Below are 18,418 nucleotides of genomic sequence, written 5' to 3' on the forward strand. Positions count from 1 at the left end.
TTACGTAACTATCTGTCTATACGAAACCGATTATTCGGGAGCCCTGTGTTTGGCGTTTCATGCGTTTTTACGTCTCTTCTCCGGGGAACGGCGTTAAATAGCGAAATCTTCAAAATCTCTACAGAGCTGATACTCTCTTAGCCTGACTGCTGTATCCTACGTCGCTGCATCGCTTTTGAAAGCGGTGCAATGCGATTTTAGATATTTCCATTGGATGCCTCCCATGATACTGCTGTGGATAGCCTTACTGCCTCTGCTGGGCGTTGTGGTGCCGGCGCTACTCGGACGGCGTGAGCGCGCATTGTGCACTCGCCTGACCGCCATTGTACCTGCGATTGCCCTGCTGCTAACGCTAAGCCAAGTGCCGGCCCTGCTAGACAGCGAAACGCTGCGGTTCTCGGCCGCTTGGCTACCTGAACTCGGGCTCGAACTTGCCTTGCGGCTTGATGGGCTCACGCTGCTCTTCAATCTACTGATATTAGGGATTGGGCTACTTATTTTACTCTATGCCCACTTCTACTTGAGCCCTGAAGAGCCATACGGGCGATTCTACGCGTACTTGCTGCTATTCATGGCGTCCATGGTCGGCATTGCGATGTCCGACAACTTGATTCTGCTTTGGCTTTTCTGGGAGCTGACCAGCCTCTCCTCATTCTTGTTAATTGGCTTTTGGTCGCACCGAAGCGATGCCCGTAAAGGCGCACGGATGGCGCTCACCGTCACTGGCGCGGGAGGCCTTGCTCTACTCGCCGGTTTTTTGCTGCTCGGCAATATCGTGGGGAGTTTCGACCTTAACGTGGTACTGGCCAGTGGCGACACTGTTCTCGCCGACCCGCGCTACCCTGTCATGCTTGTTCTGGTACTGCTGGGGGCTTTTACCAAATCGGCACAGTTCCCCTTTCAATTCTGGCTGCCCCACGCCATGGCAGCGCCCACGCCTGTTTCCGCGTACCTGCATTCTGCCACCATGGTGAAAGCCGGTATTTTCTTAATGGCGCGCCTACATCCGGCTATTGCCGGCAGCGAGCTTTGGGTCGTGATTGTATCCCTGGTGGGTACGGCGACGCTGCTTTACGGGGCTTGGTTTGCCCTATTTAAAACCGACCTTAAAGGCATTTTGGCCTTTTCCACCGTCAGTCATTTAGGGCTAATCACCGTGCTGCTCGGCATTGGAAGCCCCATGGCGGTGGTCGCCGCGCTGTTTCATATTTTGAATCATGCCACGTTCAAAGCAGCCCTTTTTATGAGTGCGGGTATCATCGACCATGAAACAGGCACACGCGAACTAAAACAGCTCGGCGGCTTGAAAAAAACCATGCCCGTCACGGCCCTTTTAACCACGCTTGCCGCGGCTGCTATGGCGGGGGTACCGCTATTTAATGGCTTTTTGTCGAAAGAGATGTTCTTTACCGAGACAGTGGCTACGCCGGTTCTCGGCGGGCTAAGCTGGCTGCTACCCGCCCTAGCAACTCTTGGCGGCATTCTGTCAGTTGCCTATTCGCTGCGCTTGGTTCACGCCATTTTCTACAAGCCCGCGCGCAAAGCGCCGCCAAAAACGCCTCACGAACCGCCGCACCTGATGCGCCTGCCGGTCGAAATCTTGGTGGTACTGTGTGTCATTGTTGGGATATTCCCCGGCCTAATGGCCACAGGGCTTCTCAAGCTTGCGACTCAAGCCGTGCTAGGCGAGCAGTTTGATTTTTATCTCTCTATTTGGCACGGCGTTAATCTGCCGCTGATGATGAGCGTCGCGGCGCTGGTGTTCGGCACCGTCATGTACTGGCGCCACAGCGATTTACGCCAATTTACGCAACATTTTGTCGGCGTCGATGCACGGCGTACATTTGAACGCGCAGTTGTGGCATTAGGCTACTGGGCCGAGCGATGTGTCGCCGTCGTCGAGGGTAACTCCCTTCAGCGCTACATGGGGCTCTTGCTGTTTGCAGCCTTTGTGATGGGCGTGATCGGCCTTGCCCAAATCACTGACCTCACCGGCGCATTGGGTAATCAACCCGTTGACGCCATGGCATTGCTTGGCGCTGGCATGCTGATATTTGGTGGCGTCGCCACCGCAGCGACGCATCGTTATCGCTTGGTATCACTGCTCATGCTCTCGGTCGTTGGCCTTTTTGTCGCACTGACCTTTGCCCGCTTCTCGGCGCCCGATCTGGCGCTGACACAGCTCTCGGTGGAGGTGGTCACGATGATTTTGCTGATGCTAGCGCTCTTTTTCTTGCCGCAAAAAACTCCGCAGGAATCGAGCCCACTGCGCAACGTACGCGATATTTTGCTCGCAAGCGCGCTTGGGCTTGTGGTCGCGAGCCTGAACTACGCGGTATTAACTCGTGAGACGCTATCGATCTCTGATTTCTTTATCGAAAATAGCAAGCCAGGTGGCGGCGGCTATAACGTCGTTAACGTTATCCTGGTCGATTTCCGTGGTTTCGATACGTTGGGCGAGATTACGGTACTGGCCCTGGCAGGCCTTGCGATTTTCAAACTACTCAACCGCTTACGGCTATTCATTCCGCACAGTGATGGCGAAGGCCGCGTTTGGTCGCCTGATCGCTACCCGGCAATTTTAACGTCGATTTCCATGGCGCTACTGCCTTTGGCACTGCTCGTGTCAGCATTTATCTTCCTGCGCGGGCATAATATGCCGGGGGGTGGCTTTATTGCCGGGCTTATCACGGCCGTGGCGCTCATTTTGCTCTACATGGCGCGCGGCGTGGAATGGGCACAAGACAGGTTGAACTTCCCCTTCCAACCCGTGGCAATTGTCGGGGTGGCCGTTGCCACGCTCACCGGCCTGGGCAGCTGGCTGTTTGGGTATCCGTTCCTAACCTCGACGTTTAGCTACTTCACCTTGCCGTTGATTGGTAGGTTCGAGCTAGCGAGCGCGCTACTATTTGATCTTGGGGTGTATCTCGCGGTGGTCGGTGCCACGCTGATGATTCTCGCCAACCTCGGAAAGGTCACCACGTCCCACCGCCCCATGCTTGAGTCATCGGAACAAGAAACAGACACACCCGCGCCCAAAAAGGACACACGCTAATGGAGATGCTTTACGCCATAACCACTGGGGTGTTAACCGCCTGCGGACTTTACCTCACCTTGCGCGGGCGTACTTTCCCCGTCGTTGTCGGCCTTACGCTACTCTCGTATGCCGTGAACCTGTTTCTCTTTTCCATGGGCGGCTTAACCACCGATGGTGCGGCCCTCGCTAACCGAGACGGGCACTTTGCCGACCCCCTGCCACAAGCGCTCGTGCTCACCGCCATTGTGATTGGCTTCGCCATGACCGCTTTTGTGGTGATTTTAGCCATGCGTGCGCGCAGTGAAGCGGGCAATGACCATGTGGACGGCAAAAAGGAAGTTCGCGAATGACTCAACACCTCATTGTTTTCCCTGTGGTCCTACCACTAATCGCGGGCATTCTATTGCTCTATCAACGCCAAGGTTTAGTGCGCTACAAGCGTTGGGTCAGCGTTGTGGCCACTGTACTTTTACTACTCGTCTCAATGGTTCTGATTACCAAAGCGGCCGACGACGAGATCACCTACTATGCACTGGGTGATTGGCAACCGCCGTTTGGCATTGCTTTAGTGCTTGATCGCTTATCCGCTTTAATGCTGCTGGTTACCTCGATTCTTGCCATTGGCGCCGTCATCTTTGCCTGCGCGGGTGACGATGAAAAGGGCAGCAATTTTCACGGCCTATTTCAGTGGCAGCTGATGGGCATCAACGGCGCCTTTCTGACCGGTGATTTGTTTAACCTGTTTGTTTTTTTTGAAGTGCTGTTACTGGCCTCTTACGCGCTGCTGCTGCACGGCGGTGGCAAAGCCAGAATTCAAGCCAGCGTGCATTACGTGGTCTTAAACCTGGCGGGCTCATCGCTCTTTTTGATTGCGGTGGGTATTTTGTACGGCGCTACCGGAACACTCAACATGGCCGATATGGCTCAGCGTTTGGGTGACCTGCCTGCCGAGCGTGAAGGGCTCGTTACAGCGGGCGCGTTGATGCTACTGGTCGTATTTGGTTTGAAAGCCGCCATTTTGCCACTCTATTTCTGGCTGCCACGCGCCTACGCATCTGCCCCTGCGCCGGTAGCTGCCCTCTTTGCTATCATGACAAAAGTTGGTATTTACGCCATTTTGCGCGTCTACTCGCTAATTTTCAGCGATCAAGCGGGAAATCTCGCCGCACTAGAGCAGCCATGGGTATGGTGGCTTGGACTGGCAACGCTTGCCATTGCTGGCATAAGTGTCCTCGCCGCACGAGATTTGCGTTTGTTGGTAGCGTATCTTGTCCTAGTCTCAGTAGGCACCCTACTTGTTGGTATCGGCATGCGCACCCCTCAAGCGGTATCAGCACTACTTTATTACCTGATCCATACCACACTGATTACCGGTGGCCTCTTTCTGCTCGCGGAGATGATCGGCCTGCAGCGAGGCAAAACAGGTACTCGCCTCGTGCGTGGACGCCCGATGGTACAGGGCAACGGGCTTGTGCTTATGTTTTTCATCGGCGCTATTGCGGTGGCAGGGCTTCCGCCGCTTTCGGGTGCGTTGGGTAAAGCCTTGATGCTCAATGCAGCAGAAGGCAGCCAACAACTATGGCTGTGGCCGCTATTACTGCTGGCAGGATTGAGCTCGTTAATTGCCCTTTCCCGCGCAGGCTCAACGCTTTTTTGGCGCAGTCATCGCGGCAGCGCAAGCGGCAAGATACTCCCACGCCAGCAATGGTTTGCGGTGATCTGGCTAATGAGTGCAGCGCCACTGATGGTTATTTTTGCCGGGCCAGTGAGCGAATACACTCAAGCCACTGCCGCTCAACTAGCCGACCCGCAGCCAATGATTCAAACGCTGTTGCATGACGCAGGAGATACCCCATGATTGCACCGCGCCCGTGGTTACCTACGCCGGTTTTATCTCTGCTACTGCTTTTCGTTTGGCTGCTTTTGGTGCGCAGCACTGCATTTGGCCAAATCGTACTCGGCGCTGCGCTGGCGATTGCAATTCCTCTTCTCACTCACCGTTTTTGGGACGCAAGACCTCACATTCGCAAGCCATTATTGCTGCTGCGTTTTGCGCTACGCGTCCTCAAAGATATTGTGATTGCCAATTTTGAAGTCGCCTATTTAATCGCCAATCCGTGGCGCAAACTACGCCCCCACTTTATTGAGTATCCGCTGATGGTGGAAGACCGTTTCACGATCACGCTACTCGCCAGCACCATCAGCTTAACGCCGGGCACCGTGTCAGCCAACTTGCGCATGGACGGCAAATCACTACTGATTCATGCCCTCGATGTGGGCGACGAAGAGGCGTTGATCCAGCATATCCGTCAGCGCTATGAGCAACCGCTCAAGGAGATTTACGAATGCTGACCGTTGCGCTTTATATCACGCTAGCACTTGTCATCATGGCGCTGCTGTTTAACCTTTACCGGCTCATGGTAGGGCCTGATTTGCCCGACCGAGTACTGGCGCTTGATACCATGTACATCAACGCCATCGCCCTTATCGTACTGTTAGGGCTATGGCTAAACACCAAAACCTACTTTGAGTCGGCGCTTTTAATCGCCATGCTGGGCTTTATCAGCACGGTAGCGGTATGCAAATACATTTTGCGCGGTGACATCATCGAGTAAACGCAGGAGTGACTATGTCTTGGATCGTTGAAGTGCTGGCATCCGTACTGCTTATCGCTGGCGGAATTTTTCTGTTTATTGGCTCGATGGGGATGGTGCACCTGCGCGATTTTTATATGCGTCTTCACGGCCCAACAAAGGCTACCACGCTAGGGATCGGGTGCATGCTGATTGCCTCAACGCTCTTCTTTTGGAGCCAGGACGGCAAGCCCGATATTCAGGAATTATTGATCACGCTATTTCTCTTTATCACCGCCCCAGTGAGCGCGCACCTGCTCTCCAAGGCCGGACTGCACATGCAGTTGAATCATATCGACATCACCGAAGGTGACCCGGTGGAGCTGCGCGATGAGGAAGTGGCCCAAAAGCCGGTACCGCACCCCGACAAAGGCCACGGATGAACCCGCTGAGGCCTGAAATGAGCGCCTGAGCAAAGGTAGCTCAAGCGCCTGGTTATGTATTTAATCCAGCAAATCGATCTGCCGATAGCCAATCAAATACAGCACTGCATCAATGCCCAGCGTGGAGATCGCTTGCCGCGCCTGGGCACGCACCATTGGCTTGGCGCGAAAGGCAATGCCAAGCCCTGCCTGGGCCAGCATTTTCAAATCGTTGGCCCCATCGCCCACGGCAATGGTTTGATCCAGCGTGAGCCCTTCACGCAGGGCGATTTGCTCCAGCAGCTCAGCTTTGCGTTCCGCATCGATAATTGGTGTCTGCACCTCGCCGCTCACCTTGCCATTCTCGATCACCAACTCATTGGCGTGAATTTCATCAAAGCCCAGCGTTTCCTGCAGATGGCGGGCAAAGTAGGTGAAGCCACCAGAAATAATCGCCGTGCGATACCCCAGGTGTTTGAGGTTCACCATCAGCCGCTCAACGCCCTCCATCAGCGGTAGGTTCGCGGCGATATCCGCCAGTACCGATTCATCTAGCCCTGCCAGTTTACTCATGCGTTCGCGGAAGCTCTCCTGAAAATAGAGTTCGCCGCGCATAGCCCGCTCCGTCACCTCGGCCACTTCCTCGCCCACGCCGTGGCGACGCGCCAGCTCGTCAATCACTTCGGTTTGAATCAGCGTCGAATCCATATCGAAGCAGACTAAGCGGCGGTGACGGCGCCATATGGAGTCTTCCTGCAGGGCGATATCCACCCCGTGCTGCACACCTAGCGCCAGTGCTTTTTCGCGCAGTGCTTCCAGGTTGGTTTCTTCACCGCGTAGCCAGCACTCCACGCAGGCACCGTGAACAGGTGCCTCGCCGTCCAGGGGCTCACGTCCGGAAAGGCGATGAATCAGTTCCACGGTCAAACCAAATTCAGCGGTTAGCCCGCCCACTTCGGCGAGAATGCCGGCGGGCAGGCGCGGCGCCAAGAGCGTCAAAATGAAACGCGGCTGGCTCGCCTCAACGCTCCAGCGGTGGTAATCCTCGGCGCTGACAGTGATCGCCTGGACATCTAGCCCCAGAGCATCGCCCGCCTCTGAAAGCGTAGTTTCCAATGCGCTGTCGTGATCCAGCCCCACCAGCGCTTCCAGCGACAACATGCCGAATGTCACGCTCTGGTTGATATCCAAAAGGCGTGCACCGCTTTTCGCTAGCGCTTTTCCAAGCTCAGCAAGCTGCCCTGGGCGTGCCACGCCGGTGGTGCGAATTAAACAGCGTTTCATGGATTACTCTCCCGCCTCTAATCGGTCAACTTTTTGGAAGCCGCGGGGCAGTTTGCTACCACGCCGCCCGCGCTCGCTGCGATAGTACGCAAGATCGCTCGCTTTGAGGGTGAGTTTGCGCTTGCCCGAGTAAATCACCAGCGCGCTGTCGCCGCTTAACACGGTAATATCGCGGACAAATTCTTCTCGCTGGGCCGCTCGTGGGCCGGGTATATCGAGCATTTTGTTCCCTTTACCCTTAGCCATTTCGGGCAGTTGATCAAGGGCAAAAAGCAGCAGGCGCCCCTCGTTGGACACCGTGGCCACCCAACGATCATCGCCATCGGGCACGGCCACCGGCGCCATTACGCTGCACCCTTTGGGCACCGAGAGCACGGCTTTACCGGCTTTATTCTTACCCGTCAGCTCGCCGAGTGTGGCGACAAAGCCGTAGCCGCCGTCTGAGGCAAGCACAAAACGGCTCTCAGGCGGAGCTAGCATCACCCCCGCCATTTTCGCACCGGCGGCCACATTGACGCGCCCGGTGACTGGCTCGCCCTGCCCCCTGGCGCTGGGTAGATTGTGCGCGCTCAGTGTATAAGCGCGCCCGGTGTCGTCTAAAAGCACCAACGGCTGGTTGGTTTTACCCCGAGTCGCGAGGTGGAAGCAATCTCCGGCTTTATAGGAAAGCCCTTCGGGGTCGATATCGTGGCCTTTAGCGGCGCGTACCCAACCTTTTTCCGATAACACCACGGTAATCGGGTCAGCGCCCAGAAGCTCTACTTCGGAAAGCGCTTTGGACTCTCGGCGTTCGACCAGCGGGGAGCGCCGCTCATCGCCGTGCGCTTTACCTGCCGCGCGAAGCTCTTTCTCGATCAAGGTGGTGAGCTTCGCTTCACTGCTTAATAGACTTTGCAGCTGCTTGCGCTCTTTCTCCAGCTCGTCCTGCTCACCGCGAATTTTCATTTCTTCGAGCTTGGCAAGGTGGCGCAGGCGCAGCTCTAAAATCGCCTCAGCTTGACGATCAGACAGCCCAAAGGCCTGGATCAACGCTGGCTTGGGCTCGTCCTCTTCGCGAATAATGCGGATCACTTCGTCAAGATCAAGGTAGGCGATCAGCAGGCCTTCCAGGATATGCAGGCGGTCTTCAACGTTGCCTAGCCTATGTTCTAGACGGCGGCGCACCGTCGCGCGGCGAAAACGTAACCACTCGCTAAGCATGTCGGGCAGCGGCATAACACGCGGACGGCCGTCCAGGCCGATCACGTTCATGTTCACGCGCGCACTTTTCTCTAAATCCGTAGTGGCGAACAGGTGCGCCATCAGCGATTCCACATCCACACGGCTAGAACGCGGCTCAATCACGAGGCGCGTAGGCTCTTCGTGGGTCGACTCATCGCGAAGATCGGCTACCATGGGCAGCTTCTTAGCCTGCATTTGGGCGGCGACCTGCTCCAGCACTTTGGCGCCGCTGACCTGATACGGCAGCGCGGTAATCACGATACTGGCGTCTTCGCGTACGTAGCGGGCGCGCAGTTTAACTGAACCGCGCCCGGCCTCATAAAGCTTTCTCAGATCGGCACGCGGCGTGATAATTTCCGCCGCTGTAGGGAAATCCGGCGCGGGCACAAATGCCATCAAATCAGCCGTGGTGGCATGGGGGTTTCTGAGAAGATGGCAGGTTGCCTCAACCACTTCCACCACGTTGTGGGGCGGAATATCGGTGGCCATACCCACGGCAATACCGCTGCCGCCGTTGAGTAACACATGCGGCAGGCGTGCAGGCAGCACGACGGGCTCTTGCATGGTGCCGTCAAAGTTGGGCGTCCAGTCGACGGTACCTTGGCCCAGCTCGCTTAACAGTACCTCGGCAAACTTCGAGAGTTTCGCCTCGGTGTAGCGCATGGCCGCAAACGATTTAGGGTCATCGGGGCTGCCCCAGTTGCCTTGTCCGTCCACTAACGGGTAGCGATAACTAAACGGCTGCGCCATAAGCACCATGGCTTCATAGCAGGCGCTATCGCCGTGAGGATGGAACTTACCCAGCACGTCGCCGACGGTGCGCGCCGACTTTTTGTACTTGGCATTGGCGTTCAGCGCGAGCTCACGCATAGCGTAAACAATGCGTCGCTGCACGGGTTTCATGCCATCGCCAATGTTGGGCAAAGCGCGGTCTAAAATCACATACATCGAGTAGTCGAGGTACGCTTTTTCGGTGTAGTCACGCAGGGAGAGGCGTTCGACATCGCCCTCCGCGACTTGAATATCCATGTCGATCATATCCTACCTTAACAACAAAACCGCCCCATTTGGGGCGGCTAATAAGCAGACACGCTACCACGTCACATGGCACGCGATATTAATTAAAACTCGTCATGAGAGTCATTGGAAATTTTAGGCGGCGCGTTGGATACTTCCTGCCCACTACCATGAAACTCATCAATCAAGCTTTTTAGGCGCTGAGCTTGCAACGACAGTTCCTTGGTGGCACTCGCCGCTTCACTGACCAAGCCGGCATTTTGTTGCGTCACCGAATCCATCTGCGTTACCGCCTGGTTAATCTCGTCAATACCGTTGGTCTGCTCGCTAGACGCTTGGCTGATTTCGCTAATACGCGCGGTCACTTCTTCTATCGCCACCACAATATCTTTCATAGCGGATTCAGCCTCTTGGGCATAGCCACTGCCTGTCTTAATCTGCTCAGAGGTGGTTTTAATCAGCCCATTAATGTTTCTAGCAGAAGTGGCGCTTCGTGACGCCAACTCACGCACTTCGCTTGCCACTACGGCAAAACCCCGCCCATGCTCACCTGCACGCGCCGCTTCTACCGAGGCATTGAGCGCCAGAATATTGGTTTGAAAAGCGATATTTTCAATCACATCGACAATCGATGAGACCTCAACAGAACTTTCGTTGATCGCTTCCATGGATTGAGCGAGTTGCGATACCTGCGTTCCGCCTTGCCTCACTTTTTCCGCTGACTCTTTCACCCGCTGCTCTGCCTCTTGAGCGTTATCAGCATTCTGCTTCACCGTCGTCGCCATCTCTTCCATCGTCGAAGAGGTTTCCTGCAAAGAGGCCGCTTGCTGCTCGGTACGGCTAGAAAGCTCGGTATTGCCCGCCGCAATTTCGGTTGATTCGCTGGCGATCGCTTCCGCCACACCACGCACGTCGCCAAACAGGCGCTGTAACTTATCTGCATAGCGGTTGACAGCCCGGCGTAGCTCACCGATTTCATCGTCACGGTAAATGGTCAGTTCACGGCTGGACCCCCCCTGGCCCAGTTGGTCAATTTGCGTGGTAGTACTACGAATCTGGCGCAACAACATACGTCCGCCCCACCAGCCAAGCGCGAGCAACAGCACCAGCAGCGGCAGGATGAAGACCAGCAAATCACGCGTTAAGGTACGCGCCAAGGCCGTGACTTGTTCGCTCGGCGTTACCAAACCAAGCGTCCAGCCGGTGTCCTGCATGTCGAACAACCGTACTGCCGCAGGTTTGTCTAATATGCCTGCCGTTTCTACGCTAGCCTGTTCTCGACCAGCTTCAACGGCCTCTACAACAGGCTGCAGCCAGGGCATATCACGTGCGGCATCACCTAGGCCCTGCATCTCATCCGACGCTTGCTCCACGCCTGGCAAGTCGATCACGTTGTTGTCTTTATCAAGCACGAAGGCATAGCCACCCGTGCTGCCGCCGTTTTCAGCGAGAAACGAGGCAACGCCATCCAACTGCATATCAATCGTGGCCACGCCTGCAAAGGCATTATCAATGTAGTAAGGCACGCTACAGGTCACCATCGCAACGCCGGTCGTCGGATCACGGTAGGCAGCAGACCATACGCACTGCCCAGGCGTCGCATCGCGAGCACTGCTATACCATGCCTCATCATGATAAGGCGCGATATTGCTTGCGTTATAATCATCCAAGAAATCCAGCTCGCCCTCGGCATTGCGTGCCCAGAAGAAGCTAAAGCGCTCGACATTGGGTGAAAATGCACCGGGTTCAGGCCAAATACCGCCACCCGCAATCGTTGCATTGCCATTATCATCAACCACATTGGGCAAAGCCTCGTGGTAAATGGCTTCTTCGCGCGGCAACGACTCAGCCAAGGCTGCCAAACTCGACGTATTGCCCTCGACTCTGGCTAATTGGCCATTGAGCGCATTCACAATCGAGTCCCCCGTGCGCTCTATAAAAGCCTGGCTTGCATCAATAACAAGTGGCTGGCCTCTCCAGGCCATTACCCCGTAAATACCCATGCCCATTAAGAGCGTTAGCACCACCGCAGACAGCGTTAGCTGTCGAGATATTGTCTTAAACAAAATCGTTTCTCCAAATAGAAAACGTTTTAAACGCATCGCACCGTCTCAATGATAGTAACTAGGTAGCGTTAAAAGTTAACTACACACAGTAAACGTTTTTTCAATGAGAATGTGGCCTCTAGGCTTACACCTCGATATCCGCGAGATTGCCGTAATCTTCCAGCCACTTTTTACGATCACCGGCGCGTTTTTTAGCCAGCAACATGTCCATCATTTCTTGGGTGCCATCGCCTTCATCACGCGTTAACTGCACCAGTCGGCGGGTTTCCACCGCCATGGTGGTTTCACGCAGCTGCAGCGGGCTCATTTCACCCAAACCTTTGAAACGTTGAACGTTCGGAGTGCCGCGTTTTTTGGCCAGCTGCTTAAGAATCGCCGCTTTCTCGCTCTCGTCCAGGGCATAGTGCACGTCCTTACCCAGGTCGATGCGATAAAGCGGCGGCATGGCGACATACACGTGGCCCGCGTCGACCAGACTTGGGAAATGCTTAACGAACAGCGCACACAAGAGCGTGGCAATATGCAGACCGTCGGAGTCGGCATCGGCGAGAATACAAAGCTTGTGGTAGCGTAATTTTTCCAAATCCGCAATGCCGGGGTCGGCGCCAATCGCCACGGCGATATCGTGAACTTCTTGGGAGCTATAGATATCGTGGGAGTCGACCTCCCAGGTGTTTAGAATCTTACCGCGCAGAGGCAAAATCGCTTGGGTTTCGCGGTTACGCGCCTGTTTGGCGCTGCCGCCTGCCGAGTCCCCTTCCACGAGGAATAGCTCGCTCAGCGCTGGGTCTTGACCCGAGCAGTCAGCGAGCTTACCGGGTAGCGCAGGCCCCGAGGTTACTTTCTTGCGGGCGACTTTTTTGGCTTTTTTCTGGCGCTGCTGGGCCGAGCTAATCACCAGCTCAGCCAGCGCTTCGGCCTGGTCGATATGATGATTGAGCCACAAAGAGAATGCGTCTTTTACCACGCCGGAAACAAAGCCGGCAATGGTGCGCGAAGAAAGGCGTTCTTTGGTTTGCCCAGCAAATTGCGGGTCGAGCATTTTCACCGAAAGCACAAACGATACCCGCTCCCAGAGATCATCAGCGGTGAGTTTGATACCACGGGGCAAAAGGCTTCTGTATTCGCAAAACTCGCGCAGCGCATCTAAAAGCCCGGCGCGAAAGCCGTTGACGTGGGTTCCGCCTTGCGGCGTGGGAATCAGGTTAACGTAGCTTTCCATCAGCGCTTCACCGCCTTCGGGGAGCCACTGAATGGCCCAGTCAACGCCGTGTTCATCGTCGCTAAAGTGGCCAACAAACGGCTCGCTAGGCAGCACCTCGTAACCATCGGTCGATTCAGTCAGGTAATCGCGTAAGCCATCAGCGTAAGCCCATTCGGTCTTGGTGCCGTCGGTCTCTACCAGCGTGACGGCAAGCCCGGGGCACAGCACCGCTTTGGCGCGTAGCAGGTGTTTTAAGCGGCTAATCGAGAGTTTAGGGTTATCAAAATAGCTTTCATCGGGCCAGAAGCGCACTTTTGTTCCGGTTGCTCGCTTAGCGGCCTTGCCAATCGGGTGCAACTCTTCGACTTTTTCACCAAACTCAAACGCCATGCCATGACGCGCACCGTCGCGGGTGACTTCGACGTCTAGCCGGCGTGATAGTGCATTAACGACCGACACCCCGACCCCGTGTAGGCCACCCGAGAAACGGTAACTGGTGGAGGAGAACTTCCCCCCCGAGTGAAGCTTGGTAAAGATCAACTCCACGCCCGACACGCCGTGCTCTGGGTGAAGGTCAATCGGCATCCCTCGGCCGTTATCCTCCACTTCAATCGCACCGTCGCTTAACAGCACCACGGAAATGGCATTGGCGTGGCCAGCTAGCGCCTCATCGACGCTATTATCGATTACCTCTTGGGCGAGGTGGTTAGGCCGCGAGGTGTCGGTATACATGCCGGGTCGTTTACGCACCGGTTCAAGCCCCGACAAGACTTCAATGGAACTGGCGCCATACTGAGAGGCATCAAACTGGGTCATGTCGCGTCGTTTCCTGAAGGGTCAAAGCGAGCAAAAGGCGAATAGGATAGCGGAAAAGCCAACAGCTGTATATCCAGCCACCTTATCAACTTGGGCTATCAACCAAGGCAATTAACTTTCCCGCTCCGCTGCCCAAAACGCCTCGATCAAGCCGCGCGTGGAGACATCCATGGAATCAAGGCTACTTTCGTGGTCAAGAATTTTTTGCGTATCGGTTGCGATTTTCTTACCCAGCTCCACGCCCCATTGGTCGAACGGATTGATGTCCCAAATTACCGCTTGCACAAAGACTTTGTGCTCGTAAAGCGCAATCAGCGCGCCAAGCGTAGCGGGCGTAAGCTGGTCAAGCAGCACCGTGGAAGACGGCTGATTGCCACGATAGCGTTTGTGCGACGGGCGTGGGCCATCGTCGTCTATCGCGTCGTCCCCCAACATCAGCACCCGCGACTGGGCAAAACAGTTGGCCAGCGCGAGCTTATGCTGCGCTTTCAAATGGCGGCGGGTTTCGGGGTCTACCACGTCATCGTAACGCTTCAACGGGGCGATGAAATCGCACTCCACCGGTTGCGTACCTTGGTGCAACAATTGATAAAACGCGTGTTGCGCGTTAGGGCCGAGCTGTCCCCACAATACCGGGCAGGTGGCGTAATCAATTGCTTGGCCCTGGCGCGTCACAGACTTACCGTTAGACTCCATTTCCAGCTGTTCAAGGTAGGCGGCGAAGTACTCCAGTCGCCCGTCATACGGCAGAATGGAATGAGCACGTATATCAAGAAAGTTAACATTCCAGATGCCCGCCAAAGCCAGTAGCACCGGCACATTATCGACAAGCGACGCCTCTTGAAAATGGCGATCCATGGTATGGGCGCCAGCAAGCAGTTCGCGGAAATTCGCCATCCCGACCACCAGCGCAATTGGTAAGCCAATGGTGCCCCAGAGCGAGTAACGCCCGCCAACCCATTCCCAAAAACGCAGTTGATGCGCGCTGGCAATGCCCCATTCACTCATCTTTTCCGGACAGGCGGAGACGCCGATAAAATGCTGGCGCACCACGAGCTCGGCGCTAATCGGGGTCGCGCCGTGGCGCGTCAGCTGCGCTAATAGCCAGTCCCTCGCCGTGTTAGCGTTAGAAAGCGTATCGATCGTGGTGAACGATTTCGACGACAGCACAAAAAGCGTGGTTTCAGGGTTTAAGCGACTTAAATAGTCAGCCAACTGCGAGCCGTCCATGGTCGAGGCGAAATGTACTTCCACCGGATACACATCGGCGGGACGAAAATCCGCCAGCGCGTGTGTAACCATCAATGGCCCCAGATCCGAGCCACCCACGCCCAGGTTCACCACATCTTTAATCGGCTTGCCGGTTGCTCCCCGCCATTGCCCGGCGTGAAGGCGACTCACCAACGCCTCCATTTGTTGAAGGCTTTCATGAACAGCCCCCACCACGTCCTCACCGTCTACCTCAAGCGTTGCCGATTTGGGTAATCGTAGTGCCGTATGCAACGCCGGGCGGTCTTCGCTGGTATTGACGCGCTGACCACTGAGTAACGCGGCGATCGCCTCTGGCACTGCCGCTTCTTCTGCTAACGCGAGTAACTGTTGGAGCGTCTCTGCCTCCCACCGCTGTTTGGAAAGATCCAACGTCAGCCCCGCGACATCACGCGTAAAGGTGTTAAAACGCTTAGGGTCACGTGCAAATAGCGTTTTTAGGTGCACTTTTTTTTGTGTCTCGGCATGGCGCCTTAGCGCTTGCCAGGCCGGTAGTGTATCGGGGGTCTTAGCGCTGGAATTGGATGATGCGTGCGGTGGTACGGATGCCATGTTCCCTCTCCTGTGGCGTCGTGCTGTGCGGCCGGGCCTGTTCTGCTTCCCGCAGGGCGGGTAAACTATGGCTCTCTTTTTTTGCGATGAACCCGGCTTGCCCCATGAGTGATGCATCTTACCGCGACGCTATCTTTTCCACACCCCTTGATCGCGTCGCGCGCTTTTCCTTTGATGAACAGGTAGTGGCCTGTTTTCCCGATATGATCCGCCGTTCGGTACCCGGTTACGGGCAAATTCTGGGCATGCTGAGCCTAATCGCGCAGCGCCATTTGCGCCACGGCGCGCACGTGTATGATCTTGGCTGCTCGCTGGGCGCCTCGGGACTTGCGCTCGCGGGCGCTTTGCCGCCTGAGGCATTCCGCTACACCGGGGTGGATCTTTCCCCGGCCATGGTCGAGCGTACGCGGCAGACCTTTCGTGAAGAGTGCCCTGAACACGTCATGCAGGTGGAAGAAGCCGATATCCGGGGGCTTGATTACGCACCGTCGGGCATGATCATTCTCAATTTCACGCTGCAGTTTTTGCCCCCGGAAGATCGCAACGCGCTACTCGCCACGCTCTATTACGCTCTAGAGCCCGGTGGCGTGCTGGTGCTCTCGGAGAAGACCGTTGACCTTGACGAACGCGACAATGCCTGGCGCGTCGAGCGCTACCACGATTTCAAGCGCGCTAACGGCTACAGCGATTTAGAAATCAGTCAGAAACGCACCGCGCTTGAGAACGTGCTCGTGCCCGATACGCTCGAAGCGCATCACGCGCGGCTCAAAAAAGCCGGTTTTGCGCGCTCGCTCACCTGGTTTCAGTACCTGAACTTTGCGTCCATGATCGCCTTCAAGGAGAGTTAAGGTGGCACACTCAAGCACCCCTTTGCCCGACGACCATCGCATGCTCTATCAGGCTTTTCTGGATCAGGCGCTAACCGGCTGGCTTGCCAAACTGCCCGAGCAACTCGCCAATGGGCTTGATCGCAAACGTCACGGTGACTTACCCATGTGGGAAAAAGCCGTGGCCAAGCTGCCCGAACTTCCGGTCGAGCGCACTGTGCAGCTGGATCGCGATACCGTCCAGGTCGACCTTGAGCTGAGCGATAGCCAGCACCGCCAGTGCGAGAACCTGCTGAAAAAGCTCGCGCCGTGGCGCAAGGGCCCTTTTCAACTTGGCGAGATTTTCATCGATACCGAGTGGCGCTCGGACTGGAAGTGGCAGCGCGTCGCCCCCCACCTGGCCCCGCTTGAATATCGCAAGGTGCTGGATGTCGGCGGCGGTAGCGGCTATCACGCCTGGCGTATGGCTGGCGCTGGTGCCGATTTTGTGTTGGTTATTGATCCTTCACCGCGTTTTTACTGGCAATTTCACGCCGTCCGCCATTTCGTCGGCAACGCCGATGGCCATCGCACGCACTTTCTGCCGGTCGGCATCGAGGATGTGCCGGAGAACTTGGGCTTTTTCGATACCGTGTTCTCCATGGGCGTGCTCTACCATCGCCCAGCGCCGCTAGAGCACTTACAGCAGCTAAAGTCGGCACTTGCACCCGGCGGCGAGCTGGTGTTGGAAACGCTCGTAGTGGAAGGCGACGAACAGGCAGTATTGCTCCCCGGTGAGCGCTACGCGGCGATGCCCAACGTCTACTTCCTGCCTTCTTCCATCGCCCTTTGCCATTGGCTAGAACGCTGCGGCTTCACCAACGTCCGCGTTATCGATGAGACCATCACCACGCTCGACGAGCAGCGCTCTACCGAGTGGATGACCTACCAGTCGCTTACCGATTTTCTCGACCCAGCAGACCCGACCCGCACGCTTGAAGGCTACCCTGCGCCGCGCAGAGCGGTGATTCTGGCGAATAAGCCGGGCCATTCAGCCGTTAGCCGTTAGCCGTTAGCCGTTAGCCGTTAGCCGTTAGCCGTTAGCCGTTAGCCGATTGTGCGAAGAAGGCGTCAAAAACGCCCTAGCTTCCGCAGAAGCTGCAAGCATTGACTTATACTTAAATCTATAGTAATGGTAAATTTTCCGAGGGGTGCCTGCTCTCCAGGCTGAGATGGAGTTATCCAAACCCTTTGAACCTGATCCGGCTTATACCGGCGTAGGAACGGAACGGGCATAAACCATATATGGATCTGTTTTGACACCTGCGCCTGTATTATTCGAACCTCAATACAGGAGTTCATCGTGTCGCAAGGTAACTCAACGCCCGCTAGCGTATCTACACTCAGTAGCGCCCCTCCTTTTAACATGTCTGATAAAAACCGCATGAACTCCGTACCTGCCAAGCCACGTTTGGCAGCAATCGCCGTAACTCTGCGTGATAGTGAAGTTCTCCTAGTCCAACGCAGTAAAGAGCCTCAACGGGGCACTTGGGGCTTCCCAGGGGGATCAGTGGAACCGGGAGAAAGCCTACATTGTGCAGCAAAGCGCGAATTAATGGAGGAAACCGGTATCACAGCATTGGTAGGACCGTTGATTGATGTAGTAGAAGTAATCGGATATGACCCCGAGGGAAAGCACCACCACTTCGCCTTGGTTGCCCTGCTTTGTCGCTACGTTGATGGCGAGCTACATCCCGGTGATGATGCTGCAGACTGCCGCTGGGCGAAAGTTGTAAACGGAGAGCTCAATTTCAATGAAGTCTTGGCAGATCACGTAGCAGATACTGTCATGAAAGCCTTTAATTTGCACAGTTCAATGGTGAACGAAAAATCATATGCGACTCACGCCTCCAACTCAGCTTTATAAACTACCCCCGCGTATCAGCAAAGACGCCTCTTTGTCCACCGGAAGAGATGGATATAATGATGCAAAAACATTATACGAATTTCACCAGTCTCTATAGACAATGGTTCGGACAGTTTTAAAGAAAGCCTGATGCTCAGATAATGGGGTCTCTGACAACATCACCACCCGAGCACAGGCTTTCATGGAAATAGTCAATACGGTCTTGCAGCAGATGTCCAGCCTCA

At 55.7% G+C, this 18,418-nt stretch carries 14 protein-coding genes and 1 riboswitch; of the genes, 9 read left to right on the plus strand and 5 right to left on the minus strand.

Annotated elements, in window-relative coordinates; translation table 11 throughout:
• Positions 1-223: 223 nt before the first annotated feature.
• From M8006_RS03005 to M8006_RS03030, 6 genes are read left to right on the plus strand one after another with little or no spacing between them, the layout of a single operon-like run.
• Complete coding sequence (locus M8006_RS03005; RefSeq protein WP_250079905.1) at positions 224-3,055, plus strand: monovalent cation/H+ antiporter subunit A; 2,832 nt, start codon at positions 224-226, stop codon at positions 3,053-3,055.
• On the plus strand, positions 3,055-3,387 hold the full coding sequence (locus M8006_RS03010; RefSeq protein ID WP_250079908.1) for a Na+/H+ antiporter subunit C: 333 nt from the start codon (positions 3,055-3,057) through the stop codon (positions 3,385-3,387). The genes M8006_RS03005 and M8006_RS03010 overlap by 1 nt, the downstream gene beginning before the upstream one ends.
• The gene (locus M8006_RS03015) at positions 3,384-4,895 is read left to right on the plus strand and encodes a monovalent cation/H+ antiporter subunit D (protein WP_250079910.1); all 1,512 of its coding nucleotides are present in this window, start codon (positions 3,384-3,386) and stop codon (positions 4,893-4,895) included. The genes M8006_RS03010 and M8006_RS03015 overlap by 4 nt, the downstream gene beginning before the upstream one ends.
• Positions 4,892-5,389, plus strand: a complete 498-nt coding sequence (locus M8006_RS03020) for a Na+/H+ antiporter subunit E (RefSeq protein ID WP_250079912.1) — start codon at positions 4,892-4,894, stop codon at positions 5,387-5,389. Before M8006_RS03015 ends, M8006_RS03020 begins: the two co-directional genes overlap by 4 nt.
• Entirely contained in the window at positions 5,383-5,652 is a 270-nt protein-coding gene (locus M8006_RS03025; RefSeq protein WP_250079914.1) for a K+/H+ antiporter subunit F, read from the plus strand. Before M8006_RS03020 ends, M8006_RS03025 begins: the two co-directional genes overlap by 7 nt.
• A 14-nt stretch (positions 5,653-5,666) precedes the next feature.
• Positions 5,667-6,053 (plus strand): Na+/H+ antiporter subunit G, encoded by a 387-nt coding sequence (locus M8006_RS03030; protein ID WP_250079916.1) that lies wholly within the window; start codon positions 5,667-5,669, stop codon positions 6,051-6,053.
• Between the two features lie 60 nt (positions 6,054-6,113).
• Here M8006_RS03030 and serB read toward each other — a convergent pair whose 3' ends face one another.
• The 5 genes from serB to pgi all read right to left on the minus strand — a co-directional run bounded on the left by serB (position 6,114) and on the right by pgi (position 15,461).
• Complete coding sequence (serB, locus tag M8006_RS03035; protein WP_250079918.1) at positions 6,114-7,316, minus strand: phosphoserine phosphatase SerB; 1,203 nt, start codon at positions 7,314-7,316, stop codon at positions 6,114-6,116.
• A gap of 3 nt (positions 7,317-7,319) precedes the next feature.
• A complete protein-coding gene (gene parC / locus M8006_RS03040) occupies positions 7,320-9,575 on the minus strand; it encodes a DNA topoisomerase IV subunit A (RefSeq protein ID WP_250079919.1) in 2,256 nt (751 codons plus the stop codon).
• An 83-nt stretch (positions 9,576-9,658) separates the two neighbouring features.
• On the minus strand, positions 9,659-11,620 hold the full coding sequence (locus tag M8006_RS03045) for a methyl-accepting chemotaxis protein (RefSeq protein WP_250079922.1): 1,962 nt from the start codon (positions 11,618-11,620) through the stop codon (positions 9,659-9,661).
• 124 nt (positions 11,621-11,744) lie between these two features.
• Complete coding sequence (gene parE / locus M8006_RS03050; RefSeq protein ID WP_250079924.1) at positions 11,745-13,640, minus strand: DNA topoisomerase IV subunit B; 1,896 nt, start codon at positions 13,638-13,640, stop codon at positions 11,745-11,747.
• Between the two features lie 111 nt (positions 13,641-13,751).
• On the minus strand, positions 13,752-15,461 hold the full coding sequence (gene pgi / locus M8006_RS03055) for a glucose-6-phosphate isomerase (protein ID WP_250079925.1): 1,710 nt from the start codon (positions 15,459-15,461) through the stop codon (positions 13,752-13,754).
• 104 nt (positions 15,462-15,565) lie between these two features.
• Here pgi and cmoA point away from each other — a divergent pair, with 104 nt between their 5' ends.
• The 3 genes from cmoA to M8006_RS03070 all read left to right on the plus strand — a co-directional run bounded on the left by cmoA (position 15,566) and on the right by M8006_RS03070 (position 18,194).
• On the plus strand, positions 15,566-16,309 hold the full coding sequence (gene cmoA, locus M8006_RS03060) for a carboxy-S-adenosyl-L-methionine synthase CmoA (RefSeq protein WP_250079928.1): 744 nt from the start codon (positions 15,566-15,568) through the stop codon (positions 16,307-16,309).
• Positions 16,310-16,349: 40 nt separating this feature from the next.
• Positions 16,350-17,336: a tRNA 5-methoxyuridine(34)/uridine 5-oxyacetic acid(34) synthase CmoB gene (gene cmoB, locus M8006_RS03065; RefSeq protein ID WP_250079956.1), complete on the plus strand. Its 987-nt coding sequence runs from the start codon at positions 16,350-16,352 to the stop codon at positions 17,334-17,336.
• Between the two features lie 128 nt (positions 17,337-17,464).
• Positions 17,465-17,568: riboswitch (TPP riboswitch) on the plus strand.
• Positions 17,569-17,630: 62 nt separating this feature from the next.
• On the plus strand, positions 17,631-18,194 hold the full coding sequence (locus tag M8006_RS03070) for an NUDIX hydrolase (RefSeq protein WP_250079930.1): 564 nt from the start codon (positions 17,631-17,633) through the stop codon (positions 18,192-18,194).
• Positions 18,195-18,418 lie beyond the last annotated feature (224 nt).

Source organism: Halomonas llamarensis, assembly GCF_023555005.1.
Lineage (GTDB): Bacteria > Pseudomonadota > Gammaproteobacteria > Pseudomonadales > Halomonadaceae > Vreelandella > Vreelandella llamarensis.